This is a genomic window from Streptococcus hillyeri, from assembly GCF_041081565.1.
GTDB classification, from domain to species: Bacteria; Bacillota; Bacilli; order Lactobacillales; family Streptococcaceae; genus Streptococcus; species Streptococcus hillyeri.
The window spans coordinates 2,077,587-2,092,519 of record NZ_CP163513.1; the positions used below are offsets into that span (position 1 = coordinate 2,077,587).

Annotated in this window: 21 protein-coding genes; all 21 read right to left on the reverse strand. The window is 40.4% G+C overall.

The genetic code is table 11. The annotated features are described in order from the left end of the window. Window positions 1–5 precede the first annotated feature (5 nt). Complete coding sequence (locus tag AB6M99_RS10225; RefSeq protein WP_369350721.1) at window positions 6–3,383, reverse strand: phage tail tape measure protein; 3,378 nt, start codon at window positions 3,381–3,383, stop codon at window positions 6–8. Window positions 3,384–3,401: 18 nt separating this feature from the next. After that, window positions 3,402–3,665, reverse strand: coding sequence for a hypothetical protein (locus tag AB6M99_RS10230; protein WP_121835613.1), 264 nt, complete (start codon window positions 3,663–3,665; stop codon window positions 3,402–3,404). A gap of 65 nt (window positions 3,666–3,730) precedes the next feature. Further along, window positions 3,731–4,075, reverse strand: coding sequence for a tail assembly chaperone (locus AB6M99_RS10235; protein ID WP_121835615.1), 345 nt, complete (start codon window positions 4,073–4,075; stop codon window positions 3,731–3,733). A gap of 52 nt (window positions 4,076–4,127) precedes the next feature. After that, on the reverse strand, window positions 4,128–4,658 hold the full coding sequence (locus AB6M99_RS10240; RefSeq protein WP_121835617.1) for a phage major tail protein, TP901-1 family: 531 nt from the start codon (window positions 4,656–4,658) through the stop codon (window positions 4,128–4,130). 14 nt (window positions 4,659–4,672) lie between these two features. Further along, complete coding sequence (locus AB6M99_RS10245; protein ID WP_121835619.1) at window positions 4,673–5,059, reverse strand: phage capsid protein; 387 nt, start codon at window positions 5,057–5,059, stop codon at window positions 4,673–4,675. After that, window positions 5,056–5,451: an HK97-gp10 family putative phage morphogenesis protein gene (locus tag AB6M99_RS10250; protein ID WP_220702229.1), complete on the reverse strand. Its 396-nt coding sequence runs from the start codon at window positions 5,449–5,451 to the stop codon at window positions 5,056–5,058. The genes AB6M99_RS10245 and AB6M99_RS10250 overlap by 4 nt, the downstream gene beginning before the upstream one ends. After that, window positions 5,444–5,749 (reverse strand): hypothetical protein, encoded by a 306-nt coding sequence (locus tag AB6M99_RS10255; protein ID WP_121835623.1) that lies wholly within the window; start codon window positions 5,747–5,749, stop codon window positions 5,444–5,446. The genes AB6M99_RS10250 and AB6M99_RS10255 overlap by 8 nt, the downstream gene beginning before the upstream one ends. Beyond that, window positions 5,746–6,096, reverse strand: coding sequence for a phage head-tail connector protein (locus AB6M99_RS10260; RefSeq protein ID WP_121835625.1), 351 nt, complete (start codon window positions 6,094–6,096; stop codon window positions 5,746–5,748). The genes AB6M99_RS10255 and AB6M99_RS10260 overlap by 4 nt, the downstream gene beginning before the upstream one ends. A 14-nt stretch (window positions 6,097–6,110) precedes the next feature. After that, entirely contained in the window at window positions 6,111–6,377 is a 267-nt protein-coding gene (locus AB6M99_RS10265; RefSeq protein ID WP_121835627.1) for a hypothetical protein, read from the reverse strand. Between the two features lie 10 nt (window positions 6,378–6,387). Then, the gene (locus AB6M99_RS10270; RefSeq protein ID WP_369351235.1) at window positions 6,388–7,434 is read right to left on the reverse strand and encodes a major capsid protein; all 1,047 of its coding nucleotides are present in this window, start codon (window positions 7,432–7,434) and stop codon (window positions 6,388–6,390) included. 3 nt (window positions 7,435–7,437) lie between these two features. Continuing rightward, window positions 7,438–7,803 carry a hypothetical protein gene (locus AB6M99_RS10275; RefSeq protein ID WP_121835631.1) on the reverse strand — a complete coding sequence of 122 codons (366 nt, stop codon included), beginning with the start codon at window positions 7,801–7,803 and terminating at the stop codon, window positions 7,438–7,440. Window positions 7,804–7,820: 17 nt separating this feature from the next. After that, window positions 7,821–8,435 carry a DUF4355 domain-containing protein gene (locus AB6M99_RS10280; RefSeq protein ID WP_121835633.1) on the reverse strand — a complete coding sequence of 205 codons (615 nt, stop codon included), beginning with the start codon at window positions 8,433–8,435 and terminating at the stop codon, window positions 7,821–7,823. A 228-nt stretch (window positions 8,436–8,663) separates the two neighbouring features. Next, complete coding sequence (locus tag AB6M99_RS10285) at window positions 8,664–8,870, reverse strand: hypothetical protein (RefSeq protein WP_121835635.1); 207 nt, start codon at window positions 8,868–8,870, stop codon at window positions 8,664–8,666. A 31-nt stretch (window positions 8,871–8,901) separates the two neighbouring features. Then, a complete protein-coding gene (locus AB6M99_RS10290; protein ID WP_183121664.1) occupies window positions 8,902–9,072 on the reverse strand; it encodes a hypothetical protein in 171 nt (56 codons plus the stop codon). Continuing rightward, window positions 9,069–9,311 carry a hypothetical protein gene (locus AB6M99_RS10295; protein ID WP_121835636.1) on the reverse strand — a complete coding sequence of 81 codons (243 nt, stop codon included), beginning with the start codon at window positions 9,309–9,311 and terminating at the stop codon, window positions 9,069–9,071. The genes AB6M99_RS10290 and AB6M99_RS10295 overlap by 4 nt, the downstream gene beginning before the upstream one ends. 11 nt (window positions 9,312–9,322) lie before the next feature. Next, window positions 9,323–9,598 (reverse strand): hypothetical protein, encoded by a 276-nt coding sequence (locus tag AB6M99_RS10300; RefSeq protein WP_183121665.1) that lies wholly within the window; start codon window positions 9,596–9,598, stop codon window positions 9,323–9,325. A 382-nt stretch (window positions 9,599–9,980) separates the two neighbouring features. Continuing rightward, complete coding sequence (locus tag AB6M99_RS10305; protein ID WP_121835638.1) at window positions 9,981–11,417, reverse strand: minor capsid protein; 1,437 nt, start codon at window positions 11,415–11,417, stop codon at window positions 9,981–9,983. Continuing rightward, on the reverse strand, window positions 11,398–12,933 hold the full coding sequence (locus AB6M99_RS10310; protein ID WP_121835640.1) for a phage portal protein: 1,536 nt from the start codon (window positions 12,931–12,933) through the stop codon (window positions 11,398–11,400). Before AB6M99_RS10310 ends, AB6M99_RS10305 begins: the two co-directional genes overlap by 20 nt. A 10-nt stretch (window positions 12,934–12,943) precedes the next feature. Further along, on the reverse strand, window positions 12,944–14,335 hold the full coding sequence (locus tag AB6M99_RS10315) for a terminase family protein (RefSeq protein WP_121835642.1): 1,392 nt from the start codon (window positions 14,333–14,335) through the stop codon (window positions 12,944–12,946). Further along, on the reverse strand, window positions 14,332–14,784 hold the full coding sequence (locus tag AB6M99_RS10320; RefSeq protein WP_369351270.1) for a terminase small subunit: 453 nt from the start codon (window positions 14,782–14,784) through the stop codon (window positions 14,332–14,334). The genes AB6M99_RS10315 and AB6M99_RS10320 overlap by 4 nt, the downstream gene beginning before the upstream one ends. Continuing rightward, a complete protein-coding gene (locus AB6M99_RS10325) occupies window positions 14,715–14,903 on the reverse strand; it encodes a hypothetical protein (RefSeq protein WP_369350729.1) in 189 nt (62 codons plus the stop codon). The genes AB6M99_RS10320 and AB6M99_RS10325 overlap by 70 nt, the downstream gene beginning before the upstream one ends. Between the last annotated feature and the right edge of the window lie 30 nt (window positions 14,904–14,933).

Sequence of the window (14,933 nt, forward strand, 5' to 3'; positions counted from 1 at the left end):
CCTTTCTAATAATCACTTAAAATTAATTCCAAATCTTGCATTTCTGTGATGTCTTCGGTAAATGTTCTAAAGCTATGATTACCAAGCGTTAAATTAAAGTGAGCCGCTTCCTTAGTTTGGTTTAGCTCGTAAGTTGCCGACAAGCTACCAGAAACGTTGTTGGTGAATCTGCTTTGGAGTGCGTTGGACATACTAGCTACACGGCTACTAGCATCTTCAAAGCCTGCTCTGATAGAGCCAGCCATGCCTGAAACTGTGTCTTGAACATTTCCAAAACCAGTCTCTAAACCACCGTTTAAACCACCCATGATAGCTTTACCAGCTGGAATCAAGAGTTTTTTATCGTAAGAGATAGGACCTTTGTGCGCTTTAATCCAACCAGCAATACCACCTACAAAATTTTGAACAGCTCCCCATGCAGCTTTCAAACCGCCTAAAAATCCGTCCATGATTGCTCTACCAGCTCCTGATAAATCAATGTTTCCAAGGCCATTTAAAATATTTTTAACTCCAGAAATGGCGCTACTAACACCAGATTTCATGGCGTTCATTGCGTTAACAAAAGCTGACTTCATAGCATTTCCGACATTTGTAACAATGTTTTTGGCTGCATTGATGTTATTTGTAATAACAGACTTGATTCCATTCCAGACGCTTGTGATTACAGATTTGATAGTGTTCATCACTGTTGTGATAACTGTCTTGATACCGTTAATCAATGTAGTTATAACAGACTTGATTCCATTCCAGACAGTTTGAGCTACTCCTTTGATAGCTTCCCAAGCGCCTTGCCAGTCGCCTTTTATCAAAGCTGTAGCTGTCTTGATGATACCTGCAATGACATTTAATGCAGTTGATATAACCGTGGAAATGACATTCCACACAGTAGAAACAATAGTCTTAATGACGTTCCATATCGTACTCCATACCGTTTGAATAACGGTTAAGCCTGTTGAAATGACGGTTTTGATATTTGCTAAAATCGTTGAGATAACAACCTTAATATTCTCCCAAGTAGTTGACATAATTGGTTGCAATACAGCCCAAGCAACGTTCCAGATACTTTGCAATACCGACATACCTGTCTGAATTATAGTCGTAACTACGCTGATAGCTCCAGAAATCACCGCTTTAATAGCTTCCCAAGCCACCGAAATAACTGGGGCTAATGTATTCCAAGCCACAGTAGCAACTTGAATAATGCCATTCCATAGCGCTGACATGAACTCCTTGAATGAATTCCAAATAGATTTTAAAGCCTCAACGATTGGGGCGATTCCTTCTGTGAGCCCATTCCACGCAGTAATTGCGGTACTCTTAATACCTTCCCAGAGAGTTGTAAAGAATTCTACTAAAGCATTCCAAACATTTTTCACACCTTCGATAATGGGTATTAGTCCTTCTGTGAAACCGTTCCATGAGTTTGTAGCAGTCGTTTTTATGTTTGTCCATAAAGTTGTAAACCATTCAACGAGTGTATTCCAAATCGTCTTAATTCCTTCGACAACTGGCGAGATAAACTCTAAAAATCCATTCCACGCCGTGCTTGCCGTTGACTTAATGGACTCCCAAAGCGTACCAAACCATTCTACCGCACTATTCCAAGCCGCTTTTATACCTTCCCAAGCTTGAGAGGCTACATCTTTGATACCATTCCAAATTGAAATGCAGGCGCTTCTAAATGCTTCTGACTTGTTCCACAAAAGAACTAACGCAGCAACTACCCCAGCAATACCCAAAACTATCCATCCGATAGGGGTTGCTGTAAAAGCAGCACTAAGCGCAGTCCAAGCTCCAGAGAAAGCACTAGCTATCGCAGAACCTGCTGCGGTAGAAGTAAAGAATCCAGAAATTGCAGTTCCTGCAGTCGAAGCCCAGCCTCCGATTTTACTGAAAATGTTTAATCCACCTAAAGCCCCTTTAGCAATTATAGAGCTATCAGCCATAAAAGTGAGAGCCGATGCTGCCGATTTAGAACCTTTAGCCATCCCGATCAACGCACTACCGACATTTTTAGCGTTTTTCAAGCCAGATATACCTTTTTTAGCTAAATCAAACGAACCTTTGACACCCTTAGCAATATGACCAGCGTTCATCATTGCGCCACCTACTCCAGTAAGAGCTGGCCCCACAACTGGCATTAGCCCAACAAAGCCTCTAGTCACTTTAGCCAAAGCGCTATCTGATTCTGTAGCCCATTCTAAAATACCAGAACCGCTATCAAGAAGCCCTCCAGTTATCTTAGATTGGCTTTGACTAGCTTTGTAACTCAGTGATTCCCAAGAACCTCCTAATTGTTCAATTTTAGAGCCTACGTTTTGTTGCATGTCATTAGCTGAATTTTTGAGGAATCCCACTGCTTTGTCATGAGAGCCCGATGCTTTATCTAATTCTGCGCTATATTTAGCCCACTTAGAACTTGCATCATCAGTACCTTTTCCAATTGAATCCAACAACGGTCGCATAGCTTGCAAACCTGCTGTATTAAACATCGCTTTTAAAGCTGCGGTTTTCTGCGATTCACTCATCCCATCAGTAGCTTTAGCCACTTCTTCAAGGATTTGCGGAAAAGGCTTCATGTTCCCTTGTGCATCAGTAAAACTAATACCTAATCTATCAGCCATCTTTGCCGCTTTTTTAGTTGGAGCTTGCATCATCAAAAGAGCATGATTCAAGTCTTGGGCAGCCTGTGCCGAACTCATACCGGTATTAGTCAAAAGACCTATAGCGGTAGAAGTATCTGCTAAACCAATTCCGGAAGCTGATGCAGTAGGACCAATTGTCGCTAAGGCTTGTTGCATTGACTCTATCGAAGCGTTAGACAGGTTGGCCGACTTAGTAAGGATACCCGCCGCTTGTTGAGGGCTTTCTAGACTAGAACCCCAAACTGTCATAGCTTGTTGAACCACCCCTGCTGTTGTCCGCAAATCAGAACCTGCTGCAACCGAAGCTTGAGCAACCGCTGGGAAAATTTTCTTTAAATCTCCCACACTTGCACCATTCTGAGCCATCTCAATCATGGCATAGGCTGCATCGTTAGCAGAAATAGGCAAATCTCTACCCATTTTCATAGCAACTGCTGATAAACCTTCCATGTCACCTTTTAGTGATTGTCCGCTTGATCCTGCTACTACTGCAGCCTTGTTTATTGCTGATTCAAAATCACCGTAACTGTTTAAAGTTTTTACACCTACTGCTGTAATTGCTGCACCAGCTACCGCCATCGGCTTCCCGACCGCTTCCATAGCTCCAGTAACTTTCTGTCCAAAGGTTTTCCCTTGGTTTTCCGTAGCCTGCAACTGCCTTTGAACATCTTTCAAAACGCTTGTCATCGACCTGTCGACCGCTGTCAATATCGCTTCAACTGAGTAACTTTCTGCCATCTATTTACCTCCTTTCCTTTAAAGATTTGCTATTTTAAGGAGTTCAATATCTTCTTTTGAAAGCTGATGTTTTTTAACTTTTTTCTCTTTTGATTTATAAAAGTCGTTATACTGTCTATATTGCGGAGTTTTACCATCTCTCTTAACGGACTCAACTTGACGATTCAACCAAGCTAAGCGGTGTATTTGCTCGTTTTCGTCTTCTTTTCTCAGCAATACTCCAGTCATCAACAATTCATATTCATAAAGTGTCAATTGACCAATTTCATCAATATTTGTCATATTGAGATAACGAACACAGTCAACAACAATCCTTTCATACGTTTCAATAGATGATAGATTATCTTCTATGCCTCCAGCTTGCTGTCCAGGTCTTTCATTGCTAACTTACCCGCGTTTGATTTCCTCAATTCTGCAATTGTTTCATCAAACAGCGCTTCAATATCTTCATGATCTTCAACAAATTCTTTCACATCGTTAAACGACGGTCTTGGACTTTGTTTGATTGTTCCCATATACAAAACATCTGTCAAAGAAGCGATATTGTAACCAAGTAATTCTGGGATTTTTGCAGATAGAGAAAAACCGAATTTCAACCCATTTTGTTCTACTGGATGCATTTCGTCCAAAGCACGAACAAAGTCCACGCCGAATTTAACGTTATAATCTTTATCTTTAATTGTTAATTGCATTGTTTTACTCCTTAAATCTCAAAAAATAAAAAGGGCTTAATAGCCCTTAGTGTTAACGTTGTGAACTTACGTCAGTAGTTTCTGTGGTGACTGAACCCGCTGTAGTATCAGCAAATTTATATTGAACCACTTCCGCTTGGCCCTCTGTCAATGTAGCTTCACCTTTAGCGCCAACACCGTTGATACCGAATTCCATTTCAAGCTCAACTAAATCTTCTGAGTTTTTAGTTTTGTTGAACGAAGTGAGATACCCTTGGTAATAGGTTGCTGAGAATTTGCCGTTTTTCTGTTTAGCGCCTTTTTCGATTTCCCAGATTTCTACAAGGTCACCGTTATCCATAGCCTTTTCAAGTTCTTCAACTAATGGATCAGATTCAGCCATAATTGAAGTTGCTGATAAGGTTACTTCTAGACCTCCAAGAGATTGCAGAAGTCCATCTTTTGTTTGTTGGGTATTTGTATCACGGCTTTTTTCTGTTGAATGTTCAGTTTGAAAAGCTAACTTAGCAGCTGCTTTACTTGCAGCAGTCTTTAATACACGGAATAACAGGATTGAATCAATCCCTTTTTTTGCTGTTGGCATGGTTGCCCTCCTTTTTAAAGTAATGTAAATACCAATCGAATCCGCCCACGCTTGAGAGGAATAACTGCGGTATTATCGTCAAATAGTGATATATTTGATTGATTAGGTTTAAGCATTAAACGATATCCACTCGCTTCGTTGATAGTCATTGCCTGTGAAAAAATAGCAGATGCCATATCTGACACCTGCTTTCTTTTCTTTTGCAATCCCCAAATCGATAAAACGAGTTCAATATCCCCTTTAATATCTGTCTTATTTGTTTTAAAAGACGTTGTTGTATCTTCAAATTCAACAAATGGATAAGGTGCATTGTCGTCTGGTTTATAATCATAAACGGTATAACCCAAAGCTAGTGTGCGCTTGAAAACCTCATCAAATATTGCTTGTTCTCTAGTTTTCATTTCACTAGGTCGCTCATATCTTTCTTAAATTGATTTACTTGGTCCATGTAAGCAGGCCCTATAAACGGTTGCGCTGACATCTTACGAGTTCCTAACTCAACGTAAGCAGCGTATTCTGTGCCTGGCATAACACGATATTTAAATCTGCCCAACTTACCACTTGAAAACGAGATAGACCGTTTTGTCGCTCCAGTTGGTTTGACAAACCGCTTCTTTTTGCCCCAGCCTTCATAGTGCCCACGAAAGTTTTCAGCGTTTCTAATTGCTTTTTTCTGCATAGCCACACCGTTATCTTCAATGATTCTTTCAACTTCCTTGAGTTGGATAGCTTTTAGTAACTTAGCTTGTAATTTATCCAGTCCGTTGAACTCAACCTTTATTCTGTTAACCAAGGCTATCATCCCCTTCCAGATAAAAGACTGTATCAGACTGCTTTTCAGCGGTGACTTTGTAAGGTTTGCCTTTGTACAAGATTTTCGAAAAAACAAAAGACGGCTTTCTTTTCAGAAATACCGTCTTTGTATCTTTTTTAAATTCGCCGTAAACAAGTTTTTGCCGATCTAAACTCATATCCATTACATAAGCCGGCACTCTCAAAGATTGTTCATCTTTGCCTACATACTCGCCCAAATCGGGGTCGTAACGCTCTTTTGTGACTGCGACCAAGTCAACTCTGTCTGCAAATCTCATAAGACAAAAATCCTGCCTTTCTGAGATTGCCCAGATTGACCAAAAGCCTTTTGGAGCATGTCGTCATAAGGTAAAAACTCATTCTTGTTTTCGTAATAAGAAACAGAGTGACCTTCCACACTTTCTGATGACGCACCTTCTGAGCCACGTCTATTAAAGCGTTTAATAACGCAATCTTCAAAGATAAAAGAATAGGCGTCATCTATTTCAGACACGCCGTATTCTGCTTTGAAATGCTTGATTACACGCTGTAAAAGCATATCTAATAAGTCATCTTGCAATATATCGTCGATATCTAAATCTAGTTTAACATTGTCAATTACTGCCCGTTCGTCCAGTTGCGTCATGTAACGCCTCCTGACTATTCAGCGTCAGCTGCTGCATCTGCTTTTTCAAGAAGTTTGATAAAAGTAGCTGGTTTTGAAGTTTCTTTAAATTCGATACCACGCTCAGTTAGCAATTCTTTCAATTCATCTGCCGACAAACCTGCATATTTCGAAACTACCTTCTCGCCTTCCAAAAAGCCTTTTTCGACTAATTCTGTTTCTCGGTCGCCTTCGTACTCGTCACCAATCACATAAATAACCTGTGTTTCCTTATCACGGAAACCTGCGATAACTTTAGCCATGATCTACCTCCTAGATTTCTGGTGTCGTAGAAAACATATAGCAATCATCCAAGTTTTCAAACGATGGCAATGCAATCATAGATACTTTTGTTTCAACGTTTACTGGGTCTGTGTGCTTAGTTGTAGTGATTGCGATACCTTCATCGACAATCTTAACAAATGCACCAGTATTACCGCCCATCAAGTCGCTTTCTTCTGGTGTTGTACCAAAGACTGTGCGACCAAGAGCTGAGTTAGGTGCAAGCGTTACACGCGCGTCTGGGAAGTATTTCTTAACTTTGCCGTCTGCGTCCTTGTAAGTACCAGATTTAACAACAATCTTCACGCCATAATTATCAGCGATGTAATCTTTCAATTCTTGGGCGGTTACGCCGACACCGTTAGGCGCAAGAGGTTTGATAACTGTTGCTGTTGATTTAGCGTTTTTAAGCTGTGCAAATGTCACAGAGTTCATATAAGCGACTTCTGCTTTACCGCCTAGATTTTCAAGCGCTGCAAAAGCAGTATCCAAGTCAGCAAGTGGTGTCGCTGTCTCAGCATCTGACCAAGCTGTCTTGACTTTACCTTTGTGGTCTTCGGCAACACCATAGTCAAAGTCTTGCGGTACGCCATTACCGATTACAGCAATCTTACCAGTTGCCAAAACCTGCATGCGCATCGCTTCAAGTTGAGCACGAGCACCTGTCAAGAGCGTTGTTGCGTCGTCAAAAAGACCACGAGTAATTGTGTCAATCAAGGCTTGATTACCAGTTTGTGCGATAAGGTTAAGTTGCTGACGATCCGATTCTTTTACGAGCATTGACTCCTTGAAGAATGGCATTTCTTCCTCTGATAGAGTCACATTCATGCGTTCACGAAGTGTAGCCTTTGTGTCGAACGCTGACGGTTTAAGCACAACTGGACGACCAGAAGCACCTTTTACAAAAGCGAGTTTTAAGCCAAGCTGTTTCTGTGCTGGGAAGATTTTTTCACCCTCAGTAGCGTTTACCTTTGATTGTTTAGTATTCCAGTAACCAGCCACATTAGGCGCTGTTACGATATCATAAATTAATGGCATAGATTATGCTCCTTTCACAAATTGAATGTGTTTCAAGGCTGTTTTAGCGCCTTCTGAAACAGTACCGCCGTTTACTTTGTCCTCACGAAGAGTACCACGATAAACCAGCGTAGCAACTGCGTCACCATCAGTGACATCAACGTCGTAAAGTAGCACGCCGTCTGGTGCATCAGCATTGACTTTCACTTTCTTGCTACGGTCTTTAAAGATTGAAGCGCCGTCACCAGCAAGCAAAGCGCCAGCTTTCAAGATTTTACGTGCGTTTTCATCAACTGTTCCTGTTGTTGTCTTGTCAACAGTCACAGAAATAGCTTCATAAGGCATATTGTGCAGAATCTCCGCATTGCCAAATAGTGTTTTTTTGGACATGTTAGTCCCTCCTTAAATTAAAATAGTTCTCCACCAGTTGCTAGCGAACCCTCAGCAAGACGAGCGCCGTAGTTCGTTTGAGAAGAACCGCTACCACCCTCTTGAGGTGCTGGCTGACGTAGTGATTCCTTAACTTTTGCATTAACAGCAGCATTAAACGCCGTTTCAAACTTTCCAACCTGCGCAAGAGCTGTTTCAGCGTCTCCAACCGCAAGCATTTCAGCAAATCCAGCAGGTAACCCTTTAGCGACAAGGTCTTTTTCAACCTGTACCACAAGTTTTTCATGCTCAAATTCTGCTTTTTCTTTGGCAAATGCAGCTTGCTGGTCTTCAAATTCTTGTTGAGCCCGCTCAGCAGCCGATAAATTAGCGTAGTCTTTTTCTTTTTTGATGGCTTCCGCGATACGCTGTTGTTCGCCTGCTTTGTAATTCTCTAAAGCTTTTTGTACAGCTTTATTGGTAAGACTGTCTAATTCTGACTGTGATTGCGGTGCTTTAAAACCATTTGATTCCTCAGCTTGTGCTTGCTCTGCTTGTTCTTGTGAGCTTTCCTCAGCTCCTACTTCTGCACCTCCACCATTTCCTGTGTCTGGTGCCATCTTAAAAAGTTTTGCTAAAAGTTCTTTGTTCATTTTTTCCTCCCATGCTAGTCCCGTTCTATTAGATATAGCTATCACGTTCATAGAGCCACGAAAACAGGCGCCTAACGCTTTCTAGTCTCGTCTGAATATAAATCTATACCTAACACAAACAAGCCACGCTAGTGACGTTTATTTGCCTAGTTTTACGTCATGCGACAGGACAAAATAAAAACTGGTCGATTTCAACCAGTTTTTGAGTATTTTTGAATAGTTTTTATATTAGATAAGCTTGATTTTTAATCCTTTGGTTACTGACCAACCAAGAGATTTGGCGAGGTCAAATGTTGCAAGTTTCTTTTCTTGATGGGTTGATCCAAAATATTCAAAGTGCAATTGACCATGCTCTTGGCTGAACATGACATCCTCAACATTCTCGAAAGCAAAAGTTTTACCGCTTGCCAAAAAAATAACGATTTTATGATTCATTTTGATTTCTCCTAATCTGCGATTTTGTTTGTCATTTTGCATATATTATCAAAGTGTTATCTGCAGAGATGTCCACAGCTACCACCTCTAGTTGGCAATTTAAAAATTCGTTTGGGAAGTCACCGACTAAGTACTTACCATTAGAAACTACATTTAGCGGTGTGTATTCGTTAAACACTTTAGCGAGTTCTTTTACTTTCATTCTGCCACCTCGTAAGTTTCGGCAAAAATATCTGGTTTGCAAGGATAAAATTCACCTCGAATACCTTTAATGATATAATCTCCTTTTTTAGCTACCATATCGCCTTCTAGTGTATCAATCCAGAGTGTGCCTAAATCGTCAAACCAAATATCAGATTTTGCAAACTGGATAAGCTCTCCAAAATTATCGCCTGTCCATTGAATCGCTTCAATCACGACTGGCTTCTTGCGATATTTCATTGCTTTTCTCCTTATTTACGGCCAAACAGGCCTTTTTTCTTGTTTTTTCTAAATTCAACAATCGCTTCATCTAAGTCCACTCGCATTGACTTATTTTCAGCTTCTAAATCATCAAAGCGTGCGTTCGTTGCCTGCACATCGCGTTCTCCGATATCTTTTAACTCTTCGATAAGGTTATTCTGCCTGCTCACAGCTTCCGTGAGTAAAGCATTGCTAGCCATTAATTGCGCTACTACACTTTCAAGTCTCTCAACACGAGACCATTTCTTTTTAATTCTTTTGTTCATTTTTTAATTCCTTCCTTGAAACCTTCAAAGGTTGCTTCTGATAATTTGTTATATAAAACAATCGAAGGATTGGGTGGTGCCAGCTTATTTCTAAGATATTCAATGATTTTCATTTAAAAATTACATCTCCTTGAAAAATATAATCAAAAAATCAGCTAGTCCTTTGATTGTTGACAACAATAAAATAATTGAAAGTGCTCCTACAACCACAAAAATTGCAAATTGCAGTATTAGCCAAGTCAGACTTAAAATCATATCTCCTCCTGTTTTTGGGTACAAAAAAAGCACCTAGATATAATCTAAGTGCTTGAATAGGTGGGACGGGACTTCCCCACTTTTCAGATACCCTAATGGGTGCGTAGTTCCCGATGTTTTTCTACTTCTATTCCTCACCTATATTATACACTTTTTGATTAACAATGTCATATTTTTTTACTTTATCTATGATTTTTCTTAAACGTTTATTGTTTTTCTTTTCGCCACGTAGCATAAAGTGAAATACAAATTGACCACCTTTATCTTCAATGCCTGCCTCTAAAAACCTATTATCTGAGATTTTCTTATTTAATAAAAATGTATTCTTGTGTCCTCTTATATCTTCAGATATAAAATCTGGATTTTTTACAACTTCTTTTATCTTCAAAAATTCATCGAGAACAATCTGATTTTGATGGGCAGTCAGTGCATAAGCTATCATATGGTCTGGAATAACAACATTTTTACCACTATATTCTCCAAAAATCTTATGCTCAAATAATTTACCAACATTGTAGCTATTCTTAAACAATTTCTGTATCTCTTTTTTGGTAGCATTAGGTTTCTTTCCAAGAAAGTCGAAAGCGTTTGACACATCTTCCTTAAATTCAGAATAAGAAGCTGTTCTATCGACATAAGGCACTGTCGTACATTTACAATTTGGATGAAACGGCGGTGCGTTATGACCTGGTGCCATGTCGTCAACTTTGTAATGTTTGCTATCATATGGCTTACAGATGTTACAAGCTCCGCTTTCGGCTAGTATCTCGTAATACTCAAAATCATTAGCTTTATAGTTCGCTTTCTGTGCTTCGGAATAAACCCTCGCTGTCTCTGTTACCGCTAAACGTCTAGCGTATCCATAAGATACTTTGAACTCTTTTTCTAGCTGTTTGATAAGTAATTGAGTCCCCTTACCACGTAAGATAGTATCCGCAACACTTTTTCTTACAACCTCTCTAAGGATGTGTTGACGTTCCCAAATCTTAGTTGACCAGTTAGAGCCGTGGAAGTTAGCGTAAGCTATCGTCTCAGCGCTTGTTTTAGACGTCTGATAGCTTCCTAGCGTGTCCTTTAATATTCCACTAGAATATAAGTTCTCTTGCCGTACAGCCTCGATTAAGTGCCTTTCTGTGGCTTCTAACTCATTCATAGCCAGTTCATACTGATGCAACTTCAAATTAGCCTGTAAGACTTCTAAACGGCTCGTTTTCATCTTGAGGTTATAAAGCTTCATCAAGTCATTTTCAGCCTTAGTAAAGTCTTTCTGTGTGACCTTACGACCTTCTTTGCGCCATTTTTCAGCTCTTGCAACTAATTGCTTAGCTTTGTAGCTAACAACGTCCATATCAAGGTTATCAGCCTGTTTTTTAGCTTCTAACTTAGTAATGCCATTCTTATCAGCGTACCGTTGCCAAAAAGCGTCTATTTCTTTCTGGATTTCAGCGATGTGTTGTTTGTAGATAGCATCTAACTGGCGTTCTAGTTCCTCGTCAGACTTTGCTCTACGCTTTTCTTCTGCCTCGTAACGTTCTTTCCAATACTTACTCAGATCTATTGTCATCAGCTACCACTTCCTGACTTAAATCTTTATCGCTAAAACGCTGATTTTGCTCAATTTGTCGTGCCAATTTGCTTGCTGCTTCCTCAGCGCTTTCTATCCGCTCCATTTCAATCTCTTTGGTAACTCCTGTAACAGCTTCGAGCGTTCCCAAAACAGTCTCATCGCTGACCATTCCATAAAGATTTTTAGCGTTGTTGATAATATCTGTTGTATTTGTTGGCAAGTTAGGTGTAAATGTAAACGACAGCTTTGTAATATCAAAATTAGTAAGTTCTTTTGCAACTGTACCAATAGCAGCAATCAACTTATATCTGCGACGTAGCGACTTCTCAAACAAGGCCTGCATGTCCACCCTCGCTTGGTCTAACGCAAAGGTCTTCCAAGCTAAAGCAACACCGGATTGATTTCCTCCGAAGTTTTCGTCTGACATGTCTGGAAACATTGTAAACTTGTGGATATCATCTACCACACGCTTTTTGTAGGCTTCTGTTCCGCTAACATCGTACTGTTTATACAAATACTTAGCATCTACATGTCCCTCACGTCCATCTGCGTCTACAGGCGGTTCAAGATTTAACAAACGAGCCTTGCGCATTTTTCGCATAAACTCAATCTGTTTTTCCGCTGTATCACAATCTTCTGGAAATGAGATACGCCCAACAATCGCTAAAATAGCGTCTGACAAGTCTTGCATGTAGTTAGCTGTGTCTGATTGAGATGAATCGTATAGATCAATTAAACTAAGCTCAGTTTCATAGTCCCCGAGACCGTCGCTGTTGTTAAGGTATTCCGTAATCGGTACCATTCCAAAACTGTGTGGCGTTTCGTTTGTCTGTGCTAAATCTTTCGACCAATCGAATTTGATGATCTTATCAGCAGTGTAGACTTCCACTGTTTTTTTGCTGTCGTCAAATTGATTTTGATTATAGTAACGCACACCAGCGACTGAGTGCTTTTCTGTTGTCGTGTCGTAAATAACAAAAGTGCTTAAAGGGTCTAGCTTAACTGATTTTGTAACGTCGTCAGTCGAGCGGTAAGTCAGCTCATACGCTCGTCCCGTCTTAGACAAATCAAGGACAAGCGTTCTGTTAAGCTGGTGTAATCCCGCTTTGTTTTCGAGTTCGTCCAGCGCTTCCTGAACAGCTTTATCCGATTCCTTGTTACCGCTGTTATACTCAACTTGGATAGGCTTGCCGACAAGATAGCCTTGCTTAAATGTCGCAATAGCCTTACCAAAATTGTGTATCGCTCTAACATCTGCCATGTCCTCCTCACGTCGTCTACCTACTTCGCTGACTTCATGGTTATTTCCTTCTGCATAATCAAGCAATTCTTGGATACGTGGACGTTGTATGTTTTGGTGATGTTCCAAAATTGTTTTTAGTAATTTGTAATTATCAGCTAGTAAAGCCTCGACGGATTCAGCTTGGTATCTCAATCTAGCTTCACGGTGGAAGCGTAGTTCTAAGGTTTTGCTCTTTCCCGTGCTGTCCACAAGCGTTTCTATATATGTCATATTTTCCTTTCTACAAACCAAAACCAGCTCGCAAAGTGTCGAACTGGTTAGCATTAGCTTGTTTATTTCCGATTTGTTTTAGATGTGGTATCCAGCCGTATTGACCAGCGTTTATCGTATGGTCGTTTCGGTCTTCTGGCTCATCTTTATTTTCTTTCCAACTGTACACTTCCAGCTCGTGGATATGTTCGACACAGTCATCTACAACTAGATAACACCCTTGCTTCATCCACCCTGCCATGAGATTGATACGGTCGATAATCTTAATACTTTTATTAGCATTCATAAACTCGTAGATTAAACCATATTTACTGGCATACTTGCGTAATTCCATCACTGTCGCTTGGTCCGCGCTATCAACATAGATTTTTCTCGCAAACCCCCAGCTGTCCTTGCAATTATCAAGGAACTTGTGCAAAAAACGCACAACATCAGACGGTGCTATCTTATCACCGTTTAAATCCTTGTTGTTGTAGACTTTTTCAGCAAGTGTGACTAACTTCCCGTCTTTTGTAATCCCTTGAAACATAAAGGCAATTGTATCGTTCGAATGCTCTGAGTAAGACGTATCAACACCGCACGAATACTTGACGTAATCAAATTTCTTAGCTTGACTGCGTGCGATAACATTTCTTTGTCTTTCAAACATCGGAAAGATAAGACCTTCAGCACGTCCACGTAAGCCTAAGATTTTGTTTTTGTAAATCTTGGTCCCAACCGCAACCGTGCCGATGATCTGTTGTTTCTTTTCCTCTGGTAGTCCTGCGTTGTGGTCAAAATTAAAAAACCAGTACGTCCAATTTGGGTGCGCTGGTTGCTTATTTAATTCGTCCTGTATTTCTTTTGGCGTGTCATTGATATATTTGTCAAGACTTCGAAAACGGTTGATATACTGCTCGTAAACGGGCAGATTAGGGTCGTCTGGATTCATGGTACACATCCAGTAATCACAACGCATAGTGGATTCTTGGATAAAATCCGTATCCGCTGTGTTTATCTCGTCTATATATCCACAACCAAACTGCGAACCAAGAGCTTTTTTCCATTTTGTCTTATCTTCGTAACCCAAAATAAAAATAATCTTGTCGTGCTCTGGGTTATCGTCAACGTGATAGACCAAATGAGAAATCTTGTAATCAATGCTACCGTTGCCTCGATACTGAACCAAGTCCCCAAAAATATCAACGATACCTAAATCTGAATTGATAATGTTTTTTTCTGCGTCACCGATTGATTTCGAAGCAATGAAATGGAGCTTTTTCGGAGACTTAGCTACTTTAAGCATAAACTTAAAAGCACCGACTGTTGTCTTTCCTGCTGCGGTCGTCCCTTCGAGCGCCTCGGCCTCTGCGTTGTGCCTCAGAAACTCTTTATATTTTTCTGATAAAATTAAGTCGCTCACAAGCTATCACCTTCTAACTGCGCTAGGATGTTGTCTAGTTTGTTTGTTGACACATTAGCAGAAACTTCTTGCTTGTCTGTCCACATCGCGTATCGTTTACCAAGTAATTCAAGAGCTTTGTTTCTATCGCTATTTTTAGTAGGATATTCAACTAACTGGGGAATTTCGTCATAAACTTTGACGGATTTTCCGCTAATCGGGTCTTCCTTCAAAACACCAACCTTTGTAGTCACGACTGCGGTTTCTGTAGCTTGACCCAATGCAATTTCAGACAACATGACGAGGATTTGTTTTTGGGTCAAGATTTTCTCATCTTGCAATTCCTCCATTCGCTTTTGCAAATATTCCCGGATGTCAACATTTGTCAACAATCGTTGTCCTATACTTCTAGCTGTCTTTTCTGAGTAGCCTGCCTTTTTAGCGGACTCTGTTGCGTTACCTGAGATGATGTACTCATCTGCAAAGCGTTTCTGTCTCTCGTTGATTTTCCATCACCTCCAATCAAAAAAAGCCACTCAATGAGTGGCCATTGTTGTCGTCTAGCGACCTTAAAATAATATGTTGTCATCTTGAGGTGTGACCTAACCTAACAGGCTCT

Coding starts and splice junctions, on each gene's coding strand:
- AB6M99_RS10225 (WP_369350721.1), bottom strand. CDS start 3,383: ATGGCAGAAAGTTACTCAGTTGAAGCGATATTGACAGCGGTCGACAGG.
- AB6M99_RS10230 (WP_121835613.1), bottom strand. CDS start 3,665: ATGACAAATATTGATGAAATTGGTCAATTGACACTTTATGAATATGAA.
- AB6M99_RS10235 (WP_121835615.1), bottom strand. CDS start 4,075: ATGCAATTAACAATTAAAGATAAAGATTATAACGTTAAATTCGGCGTG.
- AB6M99_RS10240 (WP_121835617.1), bottom strand. CDS start 4,658: ATGCCAACAGCAAAAAAAGGGATTGATTCAATCCTGTTATTCCGTGTA.
- AB6M99_RS10245 (WP_121835619.1), bottom strand. CDS start 5,059: ATGAAAACTAGAGAACAAGCAATATTTGATGAGGTTTTCAAGCGCACA.
- AB6M99_RS10255 (WP_121835623.1), bottom strand. CDS start 5,749: ATGAGATTTGCAGACAGAGTTGACTTGGTCGCAGTCACAAAAGAGCGT.
- AB6M99_RS10260 (WP_121835625.1), bottom strand. CDS start 6,096: ATGACGCAACTGGACGAACGGGCAGTAATTGACAATGTTAAACTAGAT.
- AB6M99_RS10265 (WP_121835627.1), bottom strand. CDS start 6,377: ATGGCTAAAGTTATCGCAGGTTTCCGTGATAAGGAAACACAGGTTATT.
- AB6M99_RS10270 (WP_369351235.1), bottom strand. CDS start 7,434: ATGCCATTAATTTATGATATCGTAACAGCGCCTAATGTGGCTGGTTAC.
- AB6M99_RS10275 (WP_121835631.1), bottom strand. CDS start 7,803: ATGTCCAAAAAAACACTATTTGGCAATGCGGAGATTCTGCACAATATG.
- AB6M99_RS10280 (WP_121835633.1), bottom strand. CDS start 8,435: ATGAACAAAGAACTTTTAGCAAAACTTTTTAAGATGGCACCAGACACA.
- AB6M99_RS10285 (WP_121835635.1), bottom strand. CDS start 8,870: ATGAATCATAAAATCGTTATTTTTTTGGCAAGCGGTAAAACTTTTGCT.
- AB6M99_RS10290 (WP_183121664.1), bottom strand. CDS start 9,072: ATGAAAGTAAAAGAACTCGCTAAAGTGTTTAACGAATACACACCGCTA.
- AB6M99_RS10295 (WP_121835636.1), bottom strand. CDS start 9,311: ATGAAATATCGCAAGAAGCCAGTCGTGATTGAAGCGATTCAATGGACA.
- AB6M99_RS10300 (WP_183121665.1), bottom strand. CDS start 9,598: ATGAACAAAAGAATTAAAAAGAAATGGTCTCGTGTTGAGAGACTTGAA.
- AB6M99_RS10305 (WP_121835638.1), bottom strand. CDS start 11,417: ATGACAATAGATCTGAGTAAGTATTGGAAAGAACGTTACGAGGCAGAA.
- AB6M99_RS10310 (WP_121835640.1), bottom strand. CDS start 12,933: ATGACATATATAGAAACGCTTGTGGACAGCACGGGAAAGAGCAAAACC.
- AB6M99_RS10325 (WP_369350729.1), bottom strand. CDS start 14,903: ATGACAACATATTATTTTAAGGTCGCTAGACGACAACAATGGCCACTC.